We start from the raw sequence: 17,283 nt of genomic DNA on the forward strand, positions 1-17,283 counted from the left end.
AAACCTCCCCGCCCCCCGGAAAAGCACATCGCAAATATGACGGCACCGGCGCCCTTCCGTAAGGGTTTTGGCCATTCCGGGCCATTCCCACTAACCCCACCTACAACTGGAACACCTGGTGGCACCGGAGGAACATCTGTCTCGCCTGTTCCACCCAATCCCCGGCCAGGGAATCGAATTCGGGTTGGTTCATCCGGCAGTTGAGCGGCAGGGTGCAGACCCCGGCGATACAGGGGCGCGGCCCCCGTACGTCCCACACCGACAGCATCGGGACCAGCTGTTCGGTGTTCCACGCGTTGGCCGCGGCGGCGGCCGTCGCCAGTTGGTCGCCGCGCAGGAACCGACCATCCGTCATGAACGCGACCAGCAGCTTGGTGGTGGTCATGAACCGGACGGTGACGGCTCTTCCGGCGTCCGTGAGGTCGAAGCGCAGCGAGACGGAGACCGTGTCCTCCTCGCAGCGCAGATGGCGCCCGGCCGCCCACCCGTGGACCAGCGACCGCCACTGGACGCCCAGCTCTCTCCCGTCCGTCGGCGTCCCCTCAGAGTGCCGCACGGCCCACCGCCTCGATCACCATGGCGTCGCTGAGCCCCGCGTCGAGCAGCGTCTGCGCGTGCAGCAGCAGACAGGACGGCAGCGACGCCTTGGCCCCGGACGCCTGGCGGACCTTCAGCTCGCCGGTGCGGACCCGGATCCGCCGGGCCACCGTGGGCGGCGGCCAGGTGAGCGCCCGCGCGGCGTCCGCGTCCGGGCCGATCAGCCCCTGGAGCAGCGCGTCCAGACCCGGCCGGTCCTCGGGCCGCTTGGCCAGACAGGCGGCGACCAGGTCGATCAACTCCCCCGGTACGTCGTCGAGTTCAGGCTCGGCGTGCACCACCCGGTAGGCCACCCCGGCGCCGTGCCGGAACGGCGCGTACCCGGCGACGGCGTAGACGAGCACCCCGCCGAGCGAGAAGACGTCACTGGCGGGCCCGGCGTGCTCGCCGGTCATCTGCTCGGGCGACATGTACGGCGGCGTCCCCATCAGCTGCCCGGCCCGGGTCAGCCCGGTCGCCCCGGCCACCGCCGAGATGCCGAAGTCGATGACGCGCGGCCCGTCGGCGGCGAGCAGCACGTTCGACGGCTTGAGGTCGCGGTGGACCACTCCGGCACCGTGGATCGCCTGGAGCGCCTCCACCAGACCGGCCCCGAGCCGGCGCGCCTGCCCTCCGGTGAGCGGCCCGTCCGCGCCGACGGCCTCCGACAGGGACGGCCCGGGTACGTACGCCGTGGCCAGCCAGGGCAGTTCGGCCTCCGGGTCGGCGTCGACGACCGCCGCCGTGAACGCCCCGCCGACCAGCCGCGCGGCGGCCACCTCGCGGGCGAAGCGCCGCCGGAACTCCTCGTCGGCGGCGAGTTCGGGACGTACGACCTTGACCGCGACGGCCCGGCCCGCGGGCGAGCGTCCCAGGTACACCCACCCCATCCCGCCCGACCCCAGCCGCCCGACTATGCGGTACGGACCCACCCGCAGCGGATCACTCACCGGTGTGCGCACGCTCCGCGCCCCCCTCACTGGCCCAACGCGCTCCGGGTCCGAGTGTCCCGCGAACACCCGCTCCCGGCAGCCGCCCCGGCGAAAAACCATCCCGGGAAAACGATCCGGCCCCCGGAGCCGTGAGGGGGCTCCGGGGGCGGATCATGTCGTGGCGGACCGTCGTGACCCCACTGGTCAGGGCGGTGTTCGGGGCAGCCCGCCACGAGTCTTTGGCGGGCGGGTCAGCCCAGGCGGGCGACCAGCGAGCGGTACTCGTCCCACAGCTCCTTGGGCGTGTGGTCGCCGAAGGTGTTGAGGTGCTCGGGGATCAGCGCCGCCTCCTCGCGCCAGACCTCGGGGTCGACCTTGAGCAGGAACTCCAGGTCGGCCTCGGCCAGTTCGAGGCCGTCCGTGTCCAGGGACTCCTTGGTCGGCAGGATGCCGATCGGCGTCTCGACGCCCTCGGCCTTGCCCTCCAGGCGCTCCACGATCCACTTCAGGACACGGCTGTTCTCGCCGAAGCCGGGCCATACGAACTTGCCCGCGTCGTTCTTGCGGAACCAGTTCACGTAGTAGATCTTGGGCAGCTTGGCGGCGTCCGCGGTGGCGCCGACCTTGACCCAGTGGGCCATGTAGTCGCCCATGTTGTAGCCGCAGAACGGGAGCATCGCGAACGGGTCGCGGCGCAGCTCGCCGACCTTGCCCTCGGCGGCGGCGGTCTTCTCGGAGGCGACGTTCGCGCCGAGGAAGACGCCGTGGTTCCAGTCGAAGGACTCGGTCACCAGCGGTACGGCGGAGGCGCGGCGGCCGCCGAAGAGGATCGCGGAGATCGGGACGCCCTTGGGGTCCTCCCACTCGGGCGCGATGATCGGGCACTGCCCGGCCGGGACGGTGAAGCGGGCGTTGGGGTGGGCCGCCGGGGTCTCGGACGCCGGGGTCCAGTCGTTGCCCTTCCAGTCCGTGAGGTGCGCGGGCGCCGTCTCGGTCATGCCCTCCCACCACACGTCGCCGTCGTCGGTGAGCGCGACGTTGGTGAAGACGGAGTTGCCCCACATCGTCTTCATGGCATTGGCGTTGGTGTGCTCACCGGTGCCGGGAGCGACGCCGAAGAAGCCGGCCTCGGGGTTGATCGCGTACAGCCGGCCGTCCTCGCCGAACCGCATCCACGCGATGTCGTCGCCGATGGTCTCGACGGTCCAGCCGGAGATCGTCGGCTCCAGCATGGCGAGGTTGGTCTTGCCGCAGGCGGACGGGAAGGCCGCGGCGACGTACTTCGACTCGCCCTGCGGCGGGGTCAGCTTGAGGATGAGCATGTGCTCGGCGAGCCAGCCCTCGTCGCGCGCCATGACGGAGGCGATGCGCAGCGCGTAGCACTTCTTGCCGAGCAGCGCGTTGCCGCCGTAGCCCGAGCCGTACGACCAGATCTCGCGGGCCTCGGGGAAGTGCGAGATGTACTTGGTGGAGTTGCAGGGCCACGGCACGTCGGCCTCGCCCGCCTCCAGCGGGGCGCCCAGGGTGTGGACGGCCTTCACGAAGAAGCCGTCGGTGCCGAGCTCGTCGAGGACCGGCTGCCCCATGCGGGTCATGGTGCGCATGGAGACGGCGACGTAGGCGGAGTCGGTGATCTCGACGCCGATCGCGGAGAGGTCCGAGCCGAGCGGGCCCATGCAGAAGGGCACGACGTACATGGTGCGGCCGCGCATCGAGCCCCGGAAGATGCCCTTCTCACCCGCGAAGATCTCCTTCATCTCCGCCGGAGCCTTCCAGTGGTTGGTCGGCCCCGCGTCCTCCTCCTTCTCGGAGCAGATGAAGGTGCGGTCCTCGACCCGCGCGACATCGGTCGGGTCGGAAGCGGCGTAGTACGAGTTCGGGCGCTTGATCGGGTCGAGCTTCTTGAACGTGCCCTTGGCGACGAGCTCCTCGCAGAGGCGCTCGTACTCGGCCTCGGAACCGTCGCACCAGACCACCCTGTCCGGCTGCGTGATTGCTGCGATCTCGTCTACCCAGGAGACCAGCTCCTGGTGGTTCGTCGGGACAGAGGTGGGAGCCGCGATGTCGCGCGCCACGATCGCTCCTTGTTGAGGGTTCGGTATCCCCTTGTGGGGGAATTTCGTTCGTTGCCCCGTGGGGGCTGCGACCCGGACGCTTCTTTTGGTACCTGGCGCTCATCCGGTGCCGACCGCACTCATCTGATCATCCGCGTCAATCGCCCATATGTCCAGGGGCACTCTCACGTGAGCATCGCCACTCGCCACTCCTCGTTCATCTGGGGTGCATGTGGCCGGGGCATACGGTTACGGGCCGCCCCTATCCGTAACTTACGGAGGCGTAGGTAGCATGCGGGACATGACTGATCAGGTGACGGCCCTCGCGCCGGCAAGGCCCCTGAAGCCCAAACTGCGCGGCTGGCTGCATGCCGGGATGTTTCCGGCGGTGGTCGTCTCCGGCCTCGTGCTCACCGCGCTCGCCCACTCGACCCGGGGCCGCGTCGCCTGCGGGATCTACGTCCTGACCGCCTGTCTGCTGTTCGGCGTCAGCGCCCTCTACCACCGGGGCGACTGGGGCCCGCGCGGCGAGGCGATCCTGCGCCGGCTCGACCACGCCAACATCTTCCTGATCATCGCGGGCACCTACACCCCGCTCACCCTGCTGCTGCTCCCGGACGCGAAGGGCCGGGTGCTGCTGTGGGCGGTGTGGGCGGCGGCGCTCGCCGGGATAGCCTTCCGCGTCTTCTGGGTCGGCGCGCCGCGCTGGCTCTACACCCCCTGCTACATAGCCATGGGCTGGGCGGCGGTCTTCTTCCTCCCCGACTTCATGCGCACCGGCGGCATCGCGGTGCTCGTCCTGGTCATCGTCGGCGGACTGCTCTACAGCGCGGGCGGCGTGATCTACGGCATCAAGCGCCCCAACCCCTCGCCGCGCTGGTTCGGCTTCCACGAGGTCTTCCACTCCCTGACGCTGGCGGCGTTCGTCGTCCACTACGTCGGCATCTCCCTGGTCGCCTACCAGCATTCTTGACGCCGACCCTCTTTTGAGAGTTACTGTCACTTGACGGTAACTCTTACGGAGGTGTGCCATGACACAGGTGTCCGGTCCCGATCCACGGCGCTGGTGGGCGCTGGGGGCGATGGTCGCGAGCATGCTGGTGCTCGGCTTCGACATGACGATCCTCAATGTCGCGCTGCCGACGATGGCCCAGCAGCTCGGCGCCACCACCGGCCAGCAGCAGTGGATGGCCGACGCCTACGTCGTGGTCTTCGCCGCCCTGATGCTCCCCGCCGGACTCCTCGGCGACCGCTTCGGCCGCCGCCGGATGCTCATCACCGGCCTCGGGATCTTCCTGGCGGGCTCGCTCGTCGGCGCGCTGACCACCAGCGTCGGGGCGGTCATCGCGGCCCGCGCGGTCATGGGGATAGGAGCCGCGTTCGTCATGCCGCTCGCCCTGGCCGTACTGCCCTCGCTCTTCCCCGCCGAGGAGCGCACCAAGGCCGTCTCGATCGTCACCGCCTCCTCCGCGCTCGGCCTGCCGCTCGGCCCGATCATCGGCGGCTTCCTGCTCAACCACTTCTGGTGGGGCTCGGTCTTCCTGATCAACGTCCCGATGGTCGCGATCGGCATCGCCGCCTGCGCCTTCCTGCTCCCGGAGACCAGCGACCCGGCCTCGCCGCGCGTCGACGCCCTCTCCACCGCGCTCACCGCCGCCGGTCTGGCCTCGTTCATCTACGGGATCATCGAGGCGCCGACACGCGGCTGGGGCGACGCGCTGGTGGTCGCCACGCTGGCCGGCGGCGCGGCGCTGATCGCCGCCCTGGTCGTACGGGAGCGGCGGGTGCCGCGTCCGATGCTCGACATGAAGCTGCTCGCCCACCGGCCGTTCCTGCTCAACACGCTGGCGGCCACGCTGGTGATGTTCATCCTCGCCGGGCTGATGTTCGTCCTGCCCCAGTACCTCCAGGCGGTGCTCGGCAACGACGCCTTCGGCACCGGGCTGCGGATGCTGCCCCTGATGGGCGGCCTGATGATCGCCGCCAAGGCGGGCGAGCCGCTGGTGCGGCGGTTCGGGGCGCGCGGAACGATCAGCGCGGGCCTGATCGTGCTCGCCTTCTCGGCCTTCCTCGGAAGCCGTACGACGGTGGAGAGCGGATACGGCTTCACCGCGCTGTGGCTGTCGCTGACCGGGCTCGGCTTCGGCTTCGCGATGGTGCCCGCGATGACGGCCGCGCTCGCCACGCTGCCGCCGGCGCGGGCGGGCAGCGGATCCGGGCTGCTGATGACCGTACGTCAGGTGGGCAGCGCGGTCGGGATCGCGCTGCTCGGCTCGCTGCTCGCCGGGGTGTTCACGGACAAGCTCGACACGGCCGGGCTGCCGGGGCCCGTCGCGGACCGGGCCGGGGACTCGGTGGTGGCCGCGCACCTGGTCGCGGCGAAGCTGGGCGACTCCCGGCTGGCCGCTTCGGCCGACTCCGCGTATGTGCACGGCATGGACACGGTGCTGCTCGTGTGCGGGGTGGCGGCGCTGGTCACCGCGCTGCTCGCGGCGGCGCTGCTGCCGGGTCGGGAGGAGCCGGAACCGGCCGCGCGGGACGTGGCGGGCGTGCCCGTTGATGCCATGAACGCCATGGATGCCTGAGAATGTCGACATGTCCGCCGCCACGCCACGCACCCGGTCCCTCGACTCCCTAGCCGAGGACATGCAGCCGCAGCTCGGGCTGCGCGAACGCAAGAAGCTCAAGACGCGCGTCGCGATCCGGCGCGCGACGTACCGGCTGATCGCCGAGCAGGGGTACGACGCCACGACGGTCGAGCAGATCGCGGAGGCGGCGGAGGTGTCGCCGTCGACGGTGTTCCGCTACTTCCCCACGAAGGAGGACATCGTCCTCACGGACGAGTTCGACCCGGTCATAGTCGCCGAGCTGCGCGCCCGCCCGGCGGGCGAGCCGTTCCTGGACTCCGTACGCCACGTCCTGGTCGAGGCGACCCGGCTGATCCTGGAGCACGACCACGAGGAGACGATCCAGCGGACGACACTCCTCGTCCAGGTCCCGGCGCTGCGCGCCCGCATGATGCAGTCGATGGCGACCAGCAGCCGCCGCCTGTGCCAGGTGATCGCGGAACGCACGGGCCGCGACGAGTCCGAACTGGAGGTACGGGCGTACGCGATGGCGATCCTAGGAGCGGTCTACGAGGCGTCCCTGTACTGGGCGGAACGGGACCACGAGGACGACTTGGCGGGGTTGGTGGAGCGGGCACTGAATGCGATCGGGGATGGGCTGCGGACCTGAAGTGCGGGCCGGTGGGGGCTGGTCGCGCAGTTCCAGGGGGGTTAGGGGCGCGGGGAACTGCGCGACCAGCCACACACCACCCGCAGACAAACACCGGGCTCAAAAGGGGCGCGGGGAACTGCGCGAGCAACCCAGCACGATCCGCAGACAAACACCGGGCCGGGGCCGAGGGGCGCTACCCCCGGCCCCCAACCCCTTACCGCTGGCGGGCCGCCAAAGCCTTCGCCGCCCGCACCCGACCCGGGGCCAGCACATCAATCGTGCCCGCGCCCGAACCCGGCATCTCGTCCCAACCCCGCAGCTTCGCTGCGACCCGCCGCAGCCCCGAGTCACCAGGACGGACGTCGATCTGGAAGTGGGACTCCTTGGGGGTCGACTCGTCGCCGCCCCACTTCACCACGCCCTCCAGCTCCGCCAGGATGTCGCGGACGACCACCAGCTCCTGCGGGAAGAACCCGTCGCGCGCCCGCACCGGGTACAGCAGCGGCCGGATCGCGAGAGCCGTGCCCGAGAGGCAGTTGCTCTCGTACGGCGCCGCCACCGCCCGCGCGCCGGTGTGCCCGGTGACCTCGCCCGCGCCGAGCGTGTGGATCTCGTAGTGGTAGCGGCGCACCACGTGGGTGAGCACGGTCGCCACGTCGCCGTCCAGCGCCGTGAAGTGGACGCCGCCCGCGCCCTCGACGCGGTGCGACGGGGCCGTACCGACGATCGGCCAGCCGTTGGCGGAGGTGCGCCCCTGCCACTCCTTCGCCGCCGGGGCGGCGGGGACGGCCGGAGCCGGGGCGGCCGCGGCCGTGCCGGACATCCCGCCCGCGACCAGCGCCGCGCCACCGGCGACGCCGACCCCGGTCACCAGGAAGCGGCGGCGGTCGATACGTACCGCCTGCGTCATGACATCACTCATGGTTCGGTTCCTCATCACTCTCGTACCGGACCTACAGGCCCTTGGCGTTGGCTTCCTGGAGGGCGCGGTCGTGCAGTACGTCGGCGAAGCCCCGGCAGAAGTCCAGGAGCTCCTTGTCGCCCAGCAGCTCGGGCGGCTTGATCCCGTCCCCGCCGGACATCTGGGTCAGGAACGCGCGGCCGCCGACGATGACCGGATCGCTCATCGTCGTCAGCATCCCCTTGGCCATGGCCACGACGTTGTCCACGCTGCCGCCGAACCGCATCTCGAAGAAGTCGCGGAAGCGGGTCAGGGCCCCGGCGTCACGCTCGCCCTGCCCGTAGTGCTCACGGACGGCGTCGAGGAGGTGCGCCCCGTTCTGGACCCGGCGGCCCAGCAGATATCCGTCGGCGTCCTCGATCAGGTCGTTGAACCCGAAGCTGGAGATCACGCCGAGCTTGGCGCACCTCGCCTGGACATAGTCGTATCCGGAGGGGTAGGCCTTGATGTCCCGGCGCCACTCGCCGTACAGCGTCATGAGGTCGCCGCCCCATCCGCCCACGTCACCGGCGCCGACCTCGCGGATGTTCTTCGTGCTCTGCGGCTTCGTGTAGTGGCCGTTGGCCGTCGCGAGCAGGTGCTGGGCGTCCAGCATGTAGCCGGAGTTGGAGTCCTTGAACTCAAGGAGGAGTGCCGCGCCCCTCGCGTTGGCGAACTTGATGAAGTCGGGGTTGGGCCAGCCGATGAGCGCCGCCCAATCGGGGCCGCCGTACTTCTTCTGACGGCCGTACTGCATGACCAGCTCGACCGGGTCGCCCTTCTCGGCCGTGAACTGCAGGGCGAGGGGGAACAGCTTCTCCAGGTACTTGACGAACTCGGCGGACGGGTAGACCTGCTGGTGAACGCTGTTCTGGCCGGTGTCGCTGCCCGCGCGGTGCGCGTCGTTGTCGAGGTCGAACGAGTCACCGCTGTAGATGAACTTGAACTCCTTGATCTGGTTGAAAGCCCAGTTCGGCGGCAGCGGGAAGCCCAGGTTCCCGGAGAAGCCCCAGGACATGCCGGAGACGAACGAGTAGCGCGCGTCGGTCTTCTTGCTGACCTGCGTGCACACGTTCCGGGAGCCGTAGACGCCGTGGACGTAGCGCCCACTGCGATTGGCGAGTCCGGCCTGGACGCCCTTGAAGTACGGCACGATGTTCGACGCGATCTCGTCCGCCGTCGCGTCGTAGTCCACCGCGAAGTAGATGACGGTGCCCCGGTTGAAGCCGTAGCCCTCGGCGCACGCGTGCGCGTTCAGCGCGTGCTGGAATCCCTGCTCGTACGTGAAGTCCGCGAGGCGGCGGGCGTTGTCCTGGTAGATCGGGAAGACGCTCAGCCCGGCGGCGAAGATGTCGTCCAGCTCACCGGTCTTGATCTGCTTGTCCAGTGTGCTGCCCGGCGGGTCGAACAGGTAGCGGCCGACCTGGCGGTAGCCCGCTTTGTAGAGGGCGTCGGCGCGCGGGCGGGTGATCTGGAAGCGGGTGTCGCAGGCGCTGGTGGAACGGTTGGGGTCACCCGTGGACACCAGCAGCTGCGCCCAGGTGAGGTAGTCGCCCCTGCCGTCCCGCGTGTCCAGCTCCGAGAAGGCCTGGAACGCCTTGACCCACTGCGTGAGCTTCGAGTCGAAGGTGCTCCGGAACGTCGTCTCGACGTTGCTCTCGCCCGTGGGGTCGGGGATCGGCGAGTTGAACACGCACGCCGCCGAGAAGAGCTGCGCCCAGATCCCCGAGTCGCCCTCCTTCACCGTGTGGTTCTTCAGACCCGCCTGGGTGCCGGGGCCGAACGCGCCGGTGGCCTGGTCGTCGGCTATGCCCAGCTCGTACTGGATCGCCTTCATCAGCGACTTCTGCACATCGCGGGAGTACACGCCGTCGGCGGGGCCGATGAAGAACGAAGAGCGGCTGAAGTAGCGGCCGTTGAGCCAGCGCTGGACCGCGCGGACCGTGTCGGTACCGCCGGTGGGCGACGAGATGTACGCGTCCATGCTGAGCAGCGCCTTGAAGACCTTGGGCGACACGAAGCCGTTGGAGGCGTCGACACCGGCGTCGTTCTTCAGCGCCATGACCGACTTGCCGGTGGCGAGCCCGTACGAGCCGGTTCCGTCACCGCCCCAGTACCCCTTGCAGAACAGGGCGTGTTCGACGATCTTCTTGATGTTGACGTTCGGCTCGGCCGCGTTGATGTCGGGGCGCTTCGCGAGCGAGGCGAGCGTCCCCGGGCCGAAGCTCGCCACCAGCGGGGCCATGCCGAGCTCGGCCTGGAGCGCCATCGTCAGCGAGAACATCGTCGACCAGCCGGTGCGCCCGTCCTCGGGGCACTTCGTGTAGCCGGGAACCATCGAATAAGTGGCGTTGACCCACTTCTGGGCAGCAAGGACCTTCTCGTCCGCCATGTTTCTCTCTCTGGTGAGCGGGGCTCGGGACTCGGGGGTGCGTGAATCCTGATGGCGGAAGGAGTTGTTCCGGCGTGGTCACGCGGTCGGCCGCGGCCCGGGTGGGCATGGCGATCCGACCGGTCTCCGGAAGCTGGTTCCCCGCATCACCTCGGCGTCGGTTTCCCCCGTCGACTGCCGATGATGCGGTGATCATAACTGACTGATCACCCGGTTACGGCTGAGTACGTGCATGCCCCGACGTGTCGTACGATCTCCCCGCACATGATCATTTGAGCTTCACCAAGGGGGAACAACTCATGGGTACGGGCAAGAAGTTCGCCATGGCCGCGGCGACCGGGGCGCTCGCCGTCGCCGGTGTCGCCGCGACCAGTGGGACCGCGTTCGCGGGCACCGACGGGCAGCAGATCGTCATCCACGACGACACGCGCAAGGTCGAGTCCATCAAGATCGACGGTCTTGACCAGAAGGGCCGCCCCGCCCACGCGTGCCTGGCCACGCCGGGCTACGAGACCCGCTTCGGCGGCTGGTGGTGGCGCGACTCCATGCACTTCAGCAAGTGGACCGACAAGACCTGCGGCCAGAGCGGCGGGTCTTGGCTGGGGTCGCAGGACGAGTGGGTCCCGGCCTGGCAGGCGCCGGACCGGGGCGACTGGTACTACATCGGGATCTTCAAGAACGACTAAGCGCCTCTGCGGCTTGGCGGTTCGGTCGGCTGCGGGCCGTCTGTGGCTGGTCGCGCAGTTCCCCGCGCCCCTAAAAGCGCACGGGGCTGGGCGGGAAGTTCAACCCCGCCCAGCCCCCGTCACGTACTCAGGACAGTGCCCTCGCCAAATCGTCCACGCCTGTCACCGGTGCCTCGCACGTGAAGTGGCGGCATACGTATGCCGCCGGGCCGCCGTCGACCAGCGGCCGGTCCGCGAGCAGGGGGAACTCGGCGCCGCCCGACTCCCCCACCGCCACCACCGCACCGGGCGCGCGGCCCAGCAGTGCCGCGCGGTGGAGTTCGCCTCCGGGCGGGCCCACCACGGCCACCTCGCGGGGGCCGTCGAGCAGGGCCTCGGCCGTCGCCAGGCCCCAGCCGATGAAGCGCGGGGCACGCGGGCCGAGGGCCTTCACCACGCCCAACGCGCCCTCGGCGGCGGCCCGGTGGGCGGAGGAGCCGGTGTGCGCCGCGTACGAGAGCAGCGCGCCGGCCGCCGCCGTCCAGCCCGACGGCGTGGCGCTGTCCGTGGGGTCCTGCGGACGCCGGATCAGCCGTTCGGCGTCGTGCGCGGTGTCGTAGAGCACCCCGCCCTCGGCGGTGAACTGGTCCAGGACGATGTCGAGCAGGAACCCGGCGAACTCCAGCCAGGCCCCCTCCCCCGTCACCCCCGCGAGCACCAGGAAGCCCTCGGCGACGTCGGCGTAGTCCTCCAACACGCCGTCGTTCTGGCCCACTTGGCCGTCCTTCGAGGTACGGGCCAGACGGGCCCGGTCGTCCATGTGGACGCGGACCAGCAGGTCCGCCGCCTCGGTCGCCCGCTCGATCAGGTCGGGGCGGTCGAAGTACGCGCCCGTCTCCGCGAGGGCCGCGATCGCCAGGCCGTTCCAGGCGGCGACGACCTTGTCGTCCCGGCCGGGGCGGGGGCGCCGCTCGCGCGCCGCGAAGAGCCGGTCCCGTACGTCCGCCGACACCGGGCCGCCGTCCGAGGGGAGTTGGAGGACGGAGGCGCCCTCCTCGAAGGTGCCCTCCTCGGTCACTCCGTAGTGGCGCGCGGCGGCCTCGCCGTCCTTCTCGCCCAGCGCCTCGGCCAGCTGCGCGGGCGTCCACACGTAGAACGCGCCCTCGACGTGGCGCCCGCTGCCGTCGTCGCTGTCGGCGTCCAGCGCCGAGGCGTAGCCGCCCTCGTTGGTGCGCAGCTCGCGGACCATGAAGTCGGCGGTCTCCAGGGCCACCCGGCGCGCCAGCTCGGAGCCGGTGGCCCGCCACAGGTGCGCGTACACCCGGCACAGCAGCGCGTTGTCGTAGAGCATCTTCTCGAAGTGGGGCACCACCCACTCGCGGTCCACCGAGTAGCGGGCGAAGCCGCCGCCCAGCTGGTCGTAGACACCGCCGCGCGCCATCTTCTCGCAGGTGTCGGCGGCCATCTGGAGCGCGCCCTCGGCGCCCGTGCGGGCGTGGTGGCGCAGCAGGAACTCCAGCGTCATCGACGGCGGGAACTTGGGCGCGCCGCCGAAGCCGCCGTGCCGCTCGTCGTAGTCCCGGGTCAGCCCGAGCAGCGCACCCGCCAGCTCCTCCTCGCCGGGCACACCGGCGCCCCCGCCGTACACCAGCTCGCGCTCGGACAGGTCCCGTACGACCTTCGCCGCGACCTCGCCCACCTCCTCGCGCCGATCCGTCCAGGCGGCCCGCACCCCCTCCAGGACCTGCGGGAACGACGGCATGCCGTGCCGGGGCTCGGGCGGGAAGTAGGTGCCGAAGTAGAACGGTTCGGCGTCCGGGGTCAGAAAGACGGTCATGGGCCAGCCGCCCTGCCCGGTGGCCGCCTGCACCGCCTCCATGTAGACGGCGTCGACGTCCGGCCGCTCCTCGCGGTCGACCTTGACGTTGACGAAGTGCTCGTTGAGGTACGCGGCCGTCGCCTCGTCCTCGAAGGACTCGTGGGCCATGACGTGGCACCAGTGGCACGCCGAGTAGCCGACCGACAGCAGAACGGGCACATCACGCCGCCGCGCTTCCTCGAAAGCCTCCGGCGTCCAGGGCCACCAGTCGACCGGATTGTCAGCGTGCTGAAGCAGATAAGGCGAGGTCACACCAGCCAACCGGTTCATACGACCCAGCCTCTCACAGCGCCCATCCCTGTCGCGGAAACCGCACGGACACCGTCTCGCTCGGCCGAACCGCACGGAAACAGAGAGCGCTCCCCACCAAAGACGGAGGCCTCGGGACCACCGGACTATAGGCTGAGCCCAGCAGCGCTGGAATGTGGAAGCCCCTCGAAGGAGGCACACCATGACCGCCGAGATGGTGGCGCCCGCGTGGATGCACACGCAGATCAGCGCAGAGCAGTACGACTCCTGGTCCGATGAGCAGTGCGCCGGTATCGAGGTCGTGGACGGGATGGTCGTCGTGAGCCCGAGCGCGTCCAAGCGGCACAACCGGCTGGCCCGGGTTCTGGCCAATGCCCTGGACGCCGCCGCGGGCCCGGACTGGAACGCCGACACGGACTTCGACGTCCGCCTGCAGGACGTCCCGCTCACCAACCGCCGTCCGGACGTCATCGTCTACCGGGCGGAGAGCATCGACGTCACCCCCACTCGCCCCGAACACGTACTCCTGGTCGTCGAGGTCGTGTCGCCCGGCTCGGAGACCACCGACCGGATCGTGAAGGTGGACCAGTACGCGAAGGCCGGCATCCCCTTCTACTGGCGGATCGAACAGGCCGCCACCGGCGTCCCCATCATCTACACCTACGTTCTCGACCCCGCCACCAGGGCTTACAGAGACGGCGAGATGTTCACCGGCACGATCAAGGCTGCCGCGCCCTTCTCCGTCAGCATCGACCTGGGCGCCATCTGACAGCGCTGGAAGACCATTTCCTCAACAGGAACATCCACTCCGGGGCCGGGCATCCATTGCCACCGCATCGTCGTCACACTTGATCGCTGAGCTACGCCCCGACGCCGAGCAGCACCAAAAGCCCCCGCTCGCGTGCCTCGGGCGAGATGATCCGCCGACTCCCTCGCGCCGACGCGCAGCACGCAGGACACTTGACACCGACGGCACACTCGACCAGGACTCAAGTCGCAGCGGACGCTCTCGGAGGGGGACGCACATGCGGGACGGCCATCGGGCGGAGGCCGAGCGGCTGTTGGTGCGCGCGGTCGAGGAGGAGGTGCGGCGCTCCGGCGGCCGGGCCGACGCCAACGCGCTGCTGACACGCGGACGGGCGGCACTGGACGCGCTGGCGGCGAGCGCCGAGGAGGAGTACGCGGCGTACACCCGGGCGCTGGACGAGGCGGCGGCCGGGCAGCCCACGCTGGGCGCCCGGTTCGCGAGCGAGAAGGCGGGCACGGCGTTCCTGGTGACCGGGGTCGCGGCGGTCGCCGCCGCCGTCGCGGACGCGGCGCTCGGGACCGGCGCGGGGCCCGCCGTCGGCGCCGGGGCGGCCGTGGCCGTCGCCGGGGCCGCGACCACCGTCGTACGGGTGACCGCGGCGCACTGGCCCGCCGCCCACCGGCGCGCGGGCGAGCTCGGCCGTCCGGGCGGCGCCGAGCAGCTGCGCCTGCAGTGGCTGACGGCCCTGGACGTACGGGGCATCCGCCCGTTCCTGGACCAGCAGCGCATGACGGCCCCGGCGGCCCGTACCGGCAAGAAGACCAGCGCCTCCGTGCCCGCCCAGCTGCGCGGCACGGACAAGAGCGCGGCGGCCCGGCGCCGTTCGGTGCTTGAGCAGTCGTTCGGCCATCTGCCCGAGCCGCAGGGGGTGTTCGCGGGGCGGCGCGCGGAACTCGGCAGGATCACCCAATGGGTGCAGTCCGCGCGCGCCGCGACCGAGACCCGCCCCACGGTGGTGGTGCTGCACGGCCCGGCGGGCGTGGGCCGCACGACGCTGGCCGTACGGGCCGCGCACCAGCTGCGGGACCAGTTCCGGGGCGCGTGCCTGGTGGACCTGCGAGGCGGCGCCCAGACGCCGCTGCCCACCCGGGACGCGCTGCTGCACCTGCTGAACCGGCTCGGCGCGCCCCGCGAGCAGCTGCTCTTCCGCGAGCGCTCCTCGGCCGACCAGCAGGTGCGCCGGCTCGCCGATCTCTACCACCAGCATCTGACGGGCCTTCCGGTCACGGTGGTGCTGGACGACGCCTACGACGCCGAGCAGGTGCGCACCCTGGTGCCCGAGCGGTCCGACAGCCTGGTCCTGGTGACGGCCGCGCGCCCGCTGGAGCTGCCCGACGACTTCCCGGCGTGGGTGCACCAGCTGGCGGTGGAGCCGCTGGACGAGGCGGGCGCGGAGGAGCTGCTGCGCGCGTCGGCCCAGGAGGACTTCAAGGAACCGTACGACGGTGAAGCCGCCGTTCTCGTACGGGAGTTGTGCGGCGGGCTGCCGCTCGCGCTGCGGATCGCGGGCTCCTCGCTGGGGTCGCGGGACGCCCGGGCGCTCGCCGCCGACCTCGGGGCGTACGGCCCGGTGGCGCCCGTCGAGCGGGCCCTGTGGCTGCGCTACACCGACCAGTCCGAGCAGCCGCGCACCCTGCTGCGGCGCCTGGCGCTCGCCGGGCGCGCCTCGCTGGGCGCGGCGGCCGCGGCCGCCCTGCTCGCCACGAGCGAGGCGGAGGCGGGCCGACTGCTCGCGGACCTGGCGCGGGCGGGCCTGATCGACCAGGTCCGCGCCGACCGCTACCGCCTGCACGACACCGTACGGACCTTCGCGCGGGCCCGGCTCCTGGACGAGGAGGAGGCCGCCGAGCGCACGGCCGCCCAGGAGCGGCTCATCCAGAACTACGCGGACCTCGCCGACGCGGTGATCCGTATGGTCGACGGCAAACTCTCCACCCGCGCCGGGCAGTTCGGCGGCCACGGCTTCACCTCGCTCGACGCGGCCCTGCGCTGGCTCGACGACGAGTCGAGCTTCATCACGGCCGCGCTGCGCGACGCGGAGGACGTGAACCAGCAGGCGGTGCTCAATCTGCTGGGCGCGCTGTGCGACTACTGCCTGCTGCGCGGCGACCTCTACCGCCTGGGCGAGATCAGCGAGCTGTCCCAGGCCGTCGACCAGGGCCTGCTCGAACGTTCCGTACGGTGGCGCACCGGCATCGCGGCCCGCCAGCTGGGCGAGCTCGACACGGCCCGTACGACGCTGTCGTCGGTCGTCGGCCTCTACCGGGAGGCGCAGAACGACGCGGGCGCGGCACTCGCGCTCTGCTCGCTCGGCATCACCCTGCACCACCAGGGCAACCTCACCGAGGCCGCCGCCAGGCTGCGCGAGGCGATCGAGCTGCAGTCCTCTCCCGCGCAGGACGAGGACCGGGCGTGGTCGCTGCACGCGCTGGCGGCGGTCGAGCGCGACCGGGCGAACCTGGCGGGCGCGCTGACCCTGCTGGACACGGCACTCACGCTGCACCGCGAGGGCGAGTCGCTGCACGGCGAGGCCTGGACCCACTTCCAGCTCGGCCAGGTGTGTCTGCGGATGGGCGACGTGCCGCGCGCCGACGAGGAGCTGCGCACCGCGCTCGATCTGTACGGCCGCACCCGCGACGGCCGCGGCGAGGCCTGGGCGCTGACCCAGCTGGCCCGCGCCCGCCTCGTGGACGGCGACCCGAACCCGGCCGTCGACGGGCTGCGCCAGGCCCTGTCCCGCCACCGGGAGATGGAGGACGCGCGCGGCGAGGCGTGGACGCTGTACTACCTGGGCCAGGCCCTGGAGGAGCGCGGCGACCGCGACCAGGCGGTCCGCGAGCTGGAGCGGGCCCGCACGATGTTCTCGCGGATGCGGGACGTGTACGGCCTTGCCTGCGCCCGCCACCACTCCGGCCGGGTCACCCGGGACCAGCGCGCCGCCCAGACCGGCAACCTGCGCAACTCCGGCTTCGCCCGCCAGCTCCTGGTCGACGCCCGCGCCGACTTCCACCGCATCGGGGTCGCCCACGGCGAGGGCTGGACCTGCCTGGAGCTGGCCCTGATCGACGCGGGCAACAACCGCGCGCCCCAGGCGCTGCGGCTGTGCGACGAGGCGGTCGAGCTGTTCGACTCGTACGGGGACCGCAGGGGCGGCGACTGGGCCCGCTTCCTGCGCTGCACCCTGCTGCCGTACGCCTCGGCGGGCGGCTCGGAGATCGGGGTCGCGGTGGCCCAGGAGGAGCTGTCCCAGCTCATCCGCGCCCACCACGCCACCCGCGACAGCAAACTGGAGGACTGCGCGGAGGCGTACGCGCTGATGCTGGAGCGCGGCGTGGAGCTGGAGGACGGCTGGCAGGCCTGGCACCTGGGCATGGTCCCGACCCGCCACTCCCGAGAGGTGATGGGGGTGCCGGTGGGCGCGGGCCGGTGACCCGGTCGGGCCCGGGCCCTCTTCGGGGCCGGGCCCCTACCCCTTAGGGGCGCGGGGCTGTGACATATGCGGCTCCGCCGCGCGGGCGCGACCAGCCCCACCGGCCCGCAGACAAATCACGACACCCCAGGCGGGGCGC

At 71.3% G+C, this 17,283-nt stretch carries 12 protein-coding genes; 6 read left to right on the top strand and 6 right to left on the bottom strand.

Annotated features, from left to right (window positions below):
- Positions 1–100: 100 nt before the first annotated feature.
- The 3 genes from QIY60_RS08435 to QIY60_RS08445 all read right to left on the bottom strand — a co-directional run bounded on the left by QIY60_RS08435 (position 101) and on the right by QIY60_RS08445 (position 3,583).
- Entirely contained in the window at positions 101–556 is a 456-nt protein-coding gene (locus tag QIY60_RS08435; protein ID WP_283141847.1) for a hypothetical protein, read from the bottom strand.
- The gene (locus tag QIY60_RS08440; RefSeq protein WP_349253908.1) at positions 543–1,538 is read right to left on the bottom strand and encodes a serine/threonine-protein kinase; all 996 of its coding nucleotides are present in this window, start codon (positions 1,536–1,538) and stop codon (positions 543–545) included. Before QIY60_RS08440 ends, QIY60_RS08435 begins: the two co-directional genes overlap by 14 nt.
- 221 nt (positions 1,539–1,759) lie before the next feature.
- Entirely contained in the window at positions 1,760–3,583 is a 1,824-nt protein-coding gene (locus QIY60_RS08445) for a phosphoenolpyruvate carboxykinase (GTP) (RefSeq protein WP_283141848.1), read from the bottom strand.
- Positions 3,584–3,854: 271 nt separating this feature from the next.
- On the opposite strand from QIY60_RS08445, the gene QIY60_RS08450 reads away from it, so the two are divergent.
- The 3 genes from QIY60_RS08450 to QIY60_RS08460 all read left to right on the top strand — a co-directional run bounded on the left by QIY60_RS08450 (position 3,855) and on the right by QIY60_RS08460 (position 6,799).
- A complete protein-coding gene (locus tag QIY60_RS08450) occupies positions 3,855–4,535 on the top strand; it encodes a hemolysin III family protein (RefSeq protein WP_283141849.1) in 681 nt (226 codons plus the stop codon).
- 58 nt (positions 4,536–4,593) lie between these two features.
- Entirely contained in the window at positions 4,594–6,147 is a 1,554-nt protein-coding gene (locus tag QIY60_RS08455) for an MFS transporter (protein WP_283141850.1), read from the top strand.
- Between the two features lie 61 nt (positions 6,148–6,208).
- Positions 6,209–6,799 (top strand): TetR family transcriptional regulator, encoded by a 591-nt coding sequence (locus QIY60_RS08460; protein WP_283145860.1) that lies wholly within the window; start codon positions 6,209–6,211, stop codon positions 6,797–6,799.
- A gap of 196 nt (positions 6,800–6,995) precedes the next feature.
- Here QIY60_RS08460 and QIY60_RS08465 read toward each other — a convergent pair whose 3' ends face one another.
- Together QIY60_RS08465 and QIY60_RS08470 are read right to left on the bottom strand one after the other, a co-directional pair.
- Positions 6,996–7,703 carry a hypothetical protein gene (locus QIY60_RS08465; RefSeq protein ID WP_283141851.1) on the bottom strand — a complete coding sequence of 236 codons (708 nt, stop codon included), beginning with the start codon at positions 7,701–7,703 and terminating at the stop codon, positions 6,996–6,998.
- A 31-nt stretch (positions 7,704–7,734) separates the two neighbouring features.
- A complete protein-coding gene (locus tag QIY60_RS08470; RefSeq protein ID WP_283141852.1) occupies positions 7,735–10,113 on the bottom strand; it encodes a glycoside hydrolase domain-containing protein in 2,379 nt (792 codons plus the stop codon).
- A 299-nt stretch (positions 10,114–10,412) separates the two neighbouring features.
- On the opposite strand from QIY60_RS08470, the gene QIY60_RS08475 reads away from it, so the two are divergent.
- On the top strand, positions 10,413–10,799 hold the full coding sequence (locus QIY60_RS08475; protein ID WP_283141853.1) for a hypothetical protein: 387 nt from the start codon (positions 10,413–10,415) through the stop codon (positions 10,797–10,799).
- 127 nt (positions 10,800–10,926) lie between these two features.
- Here the strand turns inward: QIY60_RS08475 and QIY60_RS08480 are convergent, their stop codons facing one another.
- Complete coding sequence (locus QIY60_RS08480; protein ID WP_283141854.1) at positions 10,927–12,927, bottom strand: thioredoxin domain-containing protein; 2,001 nt, start codon at positions 12,925–12,927, stop codon at positions 10,927–10,929.
- Between the two features lie 181 nt (positions 12,928–13,108).
- Between QIY60_RS08480 and QIY60_RS08485 the strand changes: the two genes are divergently transcribed.
- Together QIY60_RS08485 and QIY60_RS08490 are read left to right on the top strand one after the other, a co-directional pair.
- Positions 13,109–13,675, top strand: a complete 567-nt coding sequence (locus tag QIY60_RS08485; RefSeq protein WP_283141855.1) for a Uma2 family endonuclease — start codon at positions 13,109–13,111, stop codon at positions 13,673–13,675.
- 256 nt (positions 13,676–13,931) lie between these two features.
- Entirely contained in the window at positions 13,932–17,144 is a 3,213-nt protein-coding gene (locus QIY60_RS08490; RefSeq protein ID WP_283141856.1) for a tetratricopeptide repeat protein, read from the top strand.
- The last annotated feature ends 139 nt before the right edge of the window (positions 17,145–17,283 follow it).

Origin of the sequence: Streptomyces sp. BPTC-684 (genome assembly GCF_030028635.1) — a bacterium.
GTDB classification, from domain to species: Bacteria; Actinomycetota; Actinomycetes; order Streptomycetales; family Streptomycetaceae; genus Streptomyces; species Streptomyces noboritoensis.

Bases quoted from the DNA above. Each gene is read 5' to 3' on its own strand.
- QIY60_RS08465 (WP_283141851.1), bottom strand. From the start codon at position 7,703: ATGAGTGATGTCATGACGCAGGCGGTACGTATCGACCGCCGCCGCTTC.
- QIY60_RS08485 (WP_283141855.1), top strand. From the start codon at position 13,109: ATGACCGCCGAGATGGTGGCGCCCGCGTGGATGCACACGCAGATCAGC.
- QIY60_RS08460 (WP_283145860.1), top strand. From the start codon at position 6,209: ATGCAGCCGCAGCTCGGGCTGCGCGAACGCAAGAAGCTCAAGACGCGC.
- QIY60_RS08450 (WP_283141849.1), top strand. From the start codon at position 3,855: ATGCGGGACATGACTGATCAGGTGACGGCCCTCGCGCCGGCAAGGCCC.
- QIY60_RS08455 (WP_283141850.1), top strand. From the start codon at position 4,594: ATGACACAGGTGTCCGGTCCCGATCCACGGCGCTGGTGGGCGCTGGGG.
- QIY60_RS08475 (WP_283141853.1), top strand. From the start codon at position 10,413: ATGGGTACGGGCAAGAAGTTCGCCATGGCCGCGGCGACCGGGGCGCTC.
- QIY60_RS08470 (WP_283141852.1), bottom strand. From the start codon at position 10,113: ATGGCGGACGAGAAGGTCCTTGCTGCCCAGAAGTGGGTCAACGCCACT.
- QIY60_RS08490 (WP_283141856.1), top strand. From the start codon at position 13,932: ATGCGGGACGGCCATCGGGCGGAGGCCGAGCGGCTGTTGGTGCGCGCG.
- QIY60_RS08480 (WP_283141854.1), bottom strand. From the start codon at position 12,927: ATGAACCGGTTGGCTGGTGTGACCTCGCCTTATCTGCTTCAGCACGCT.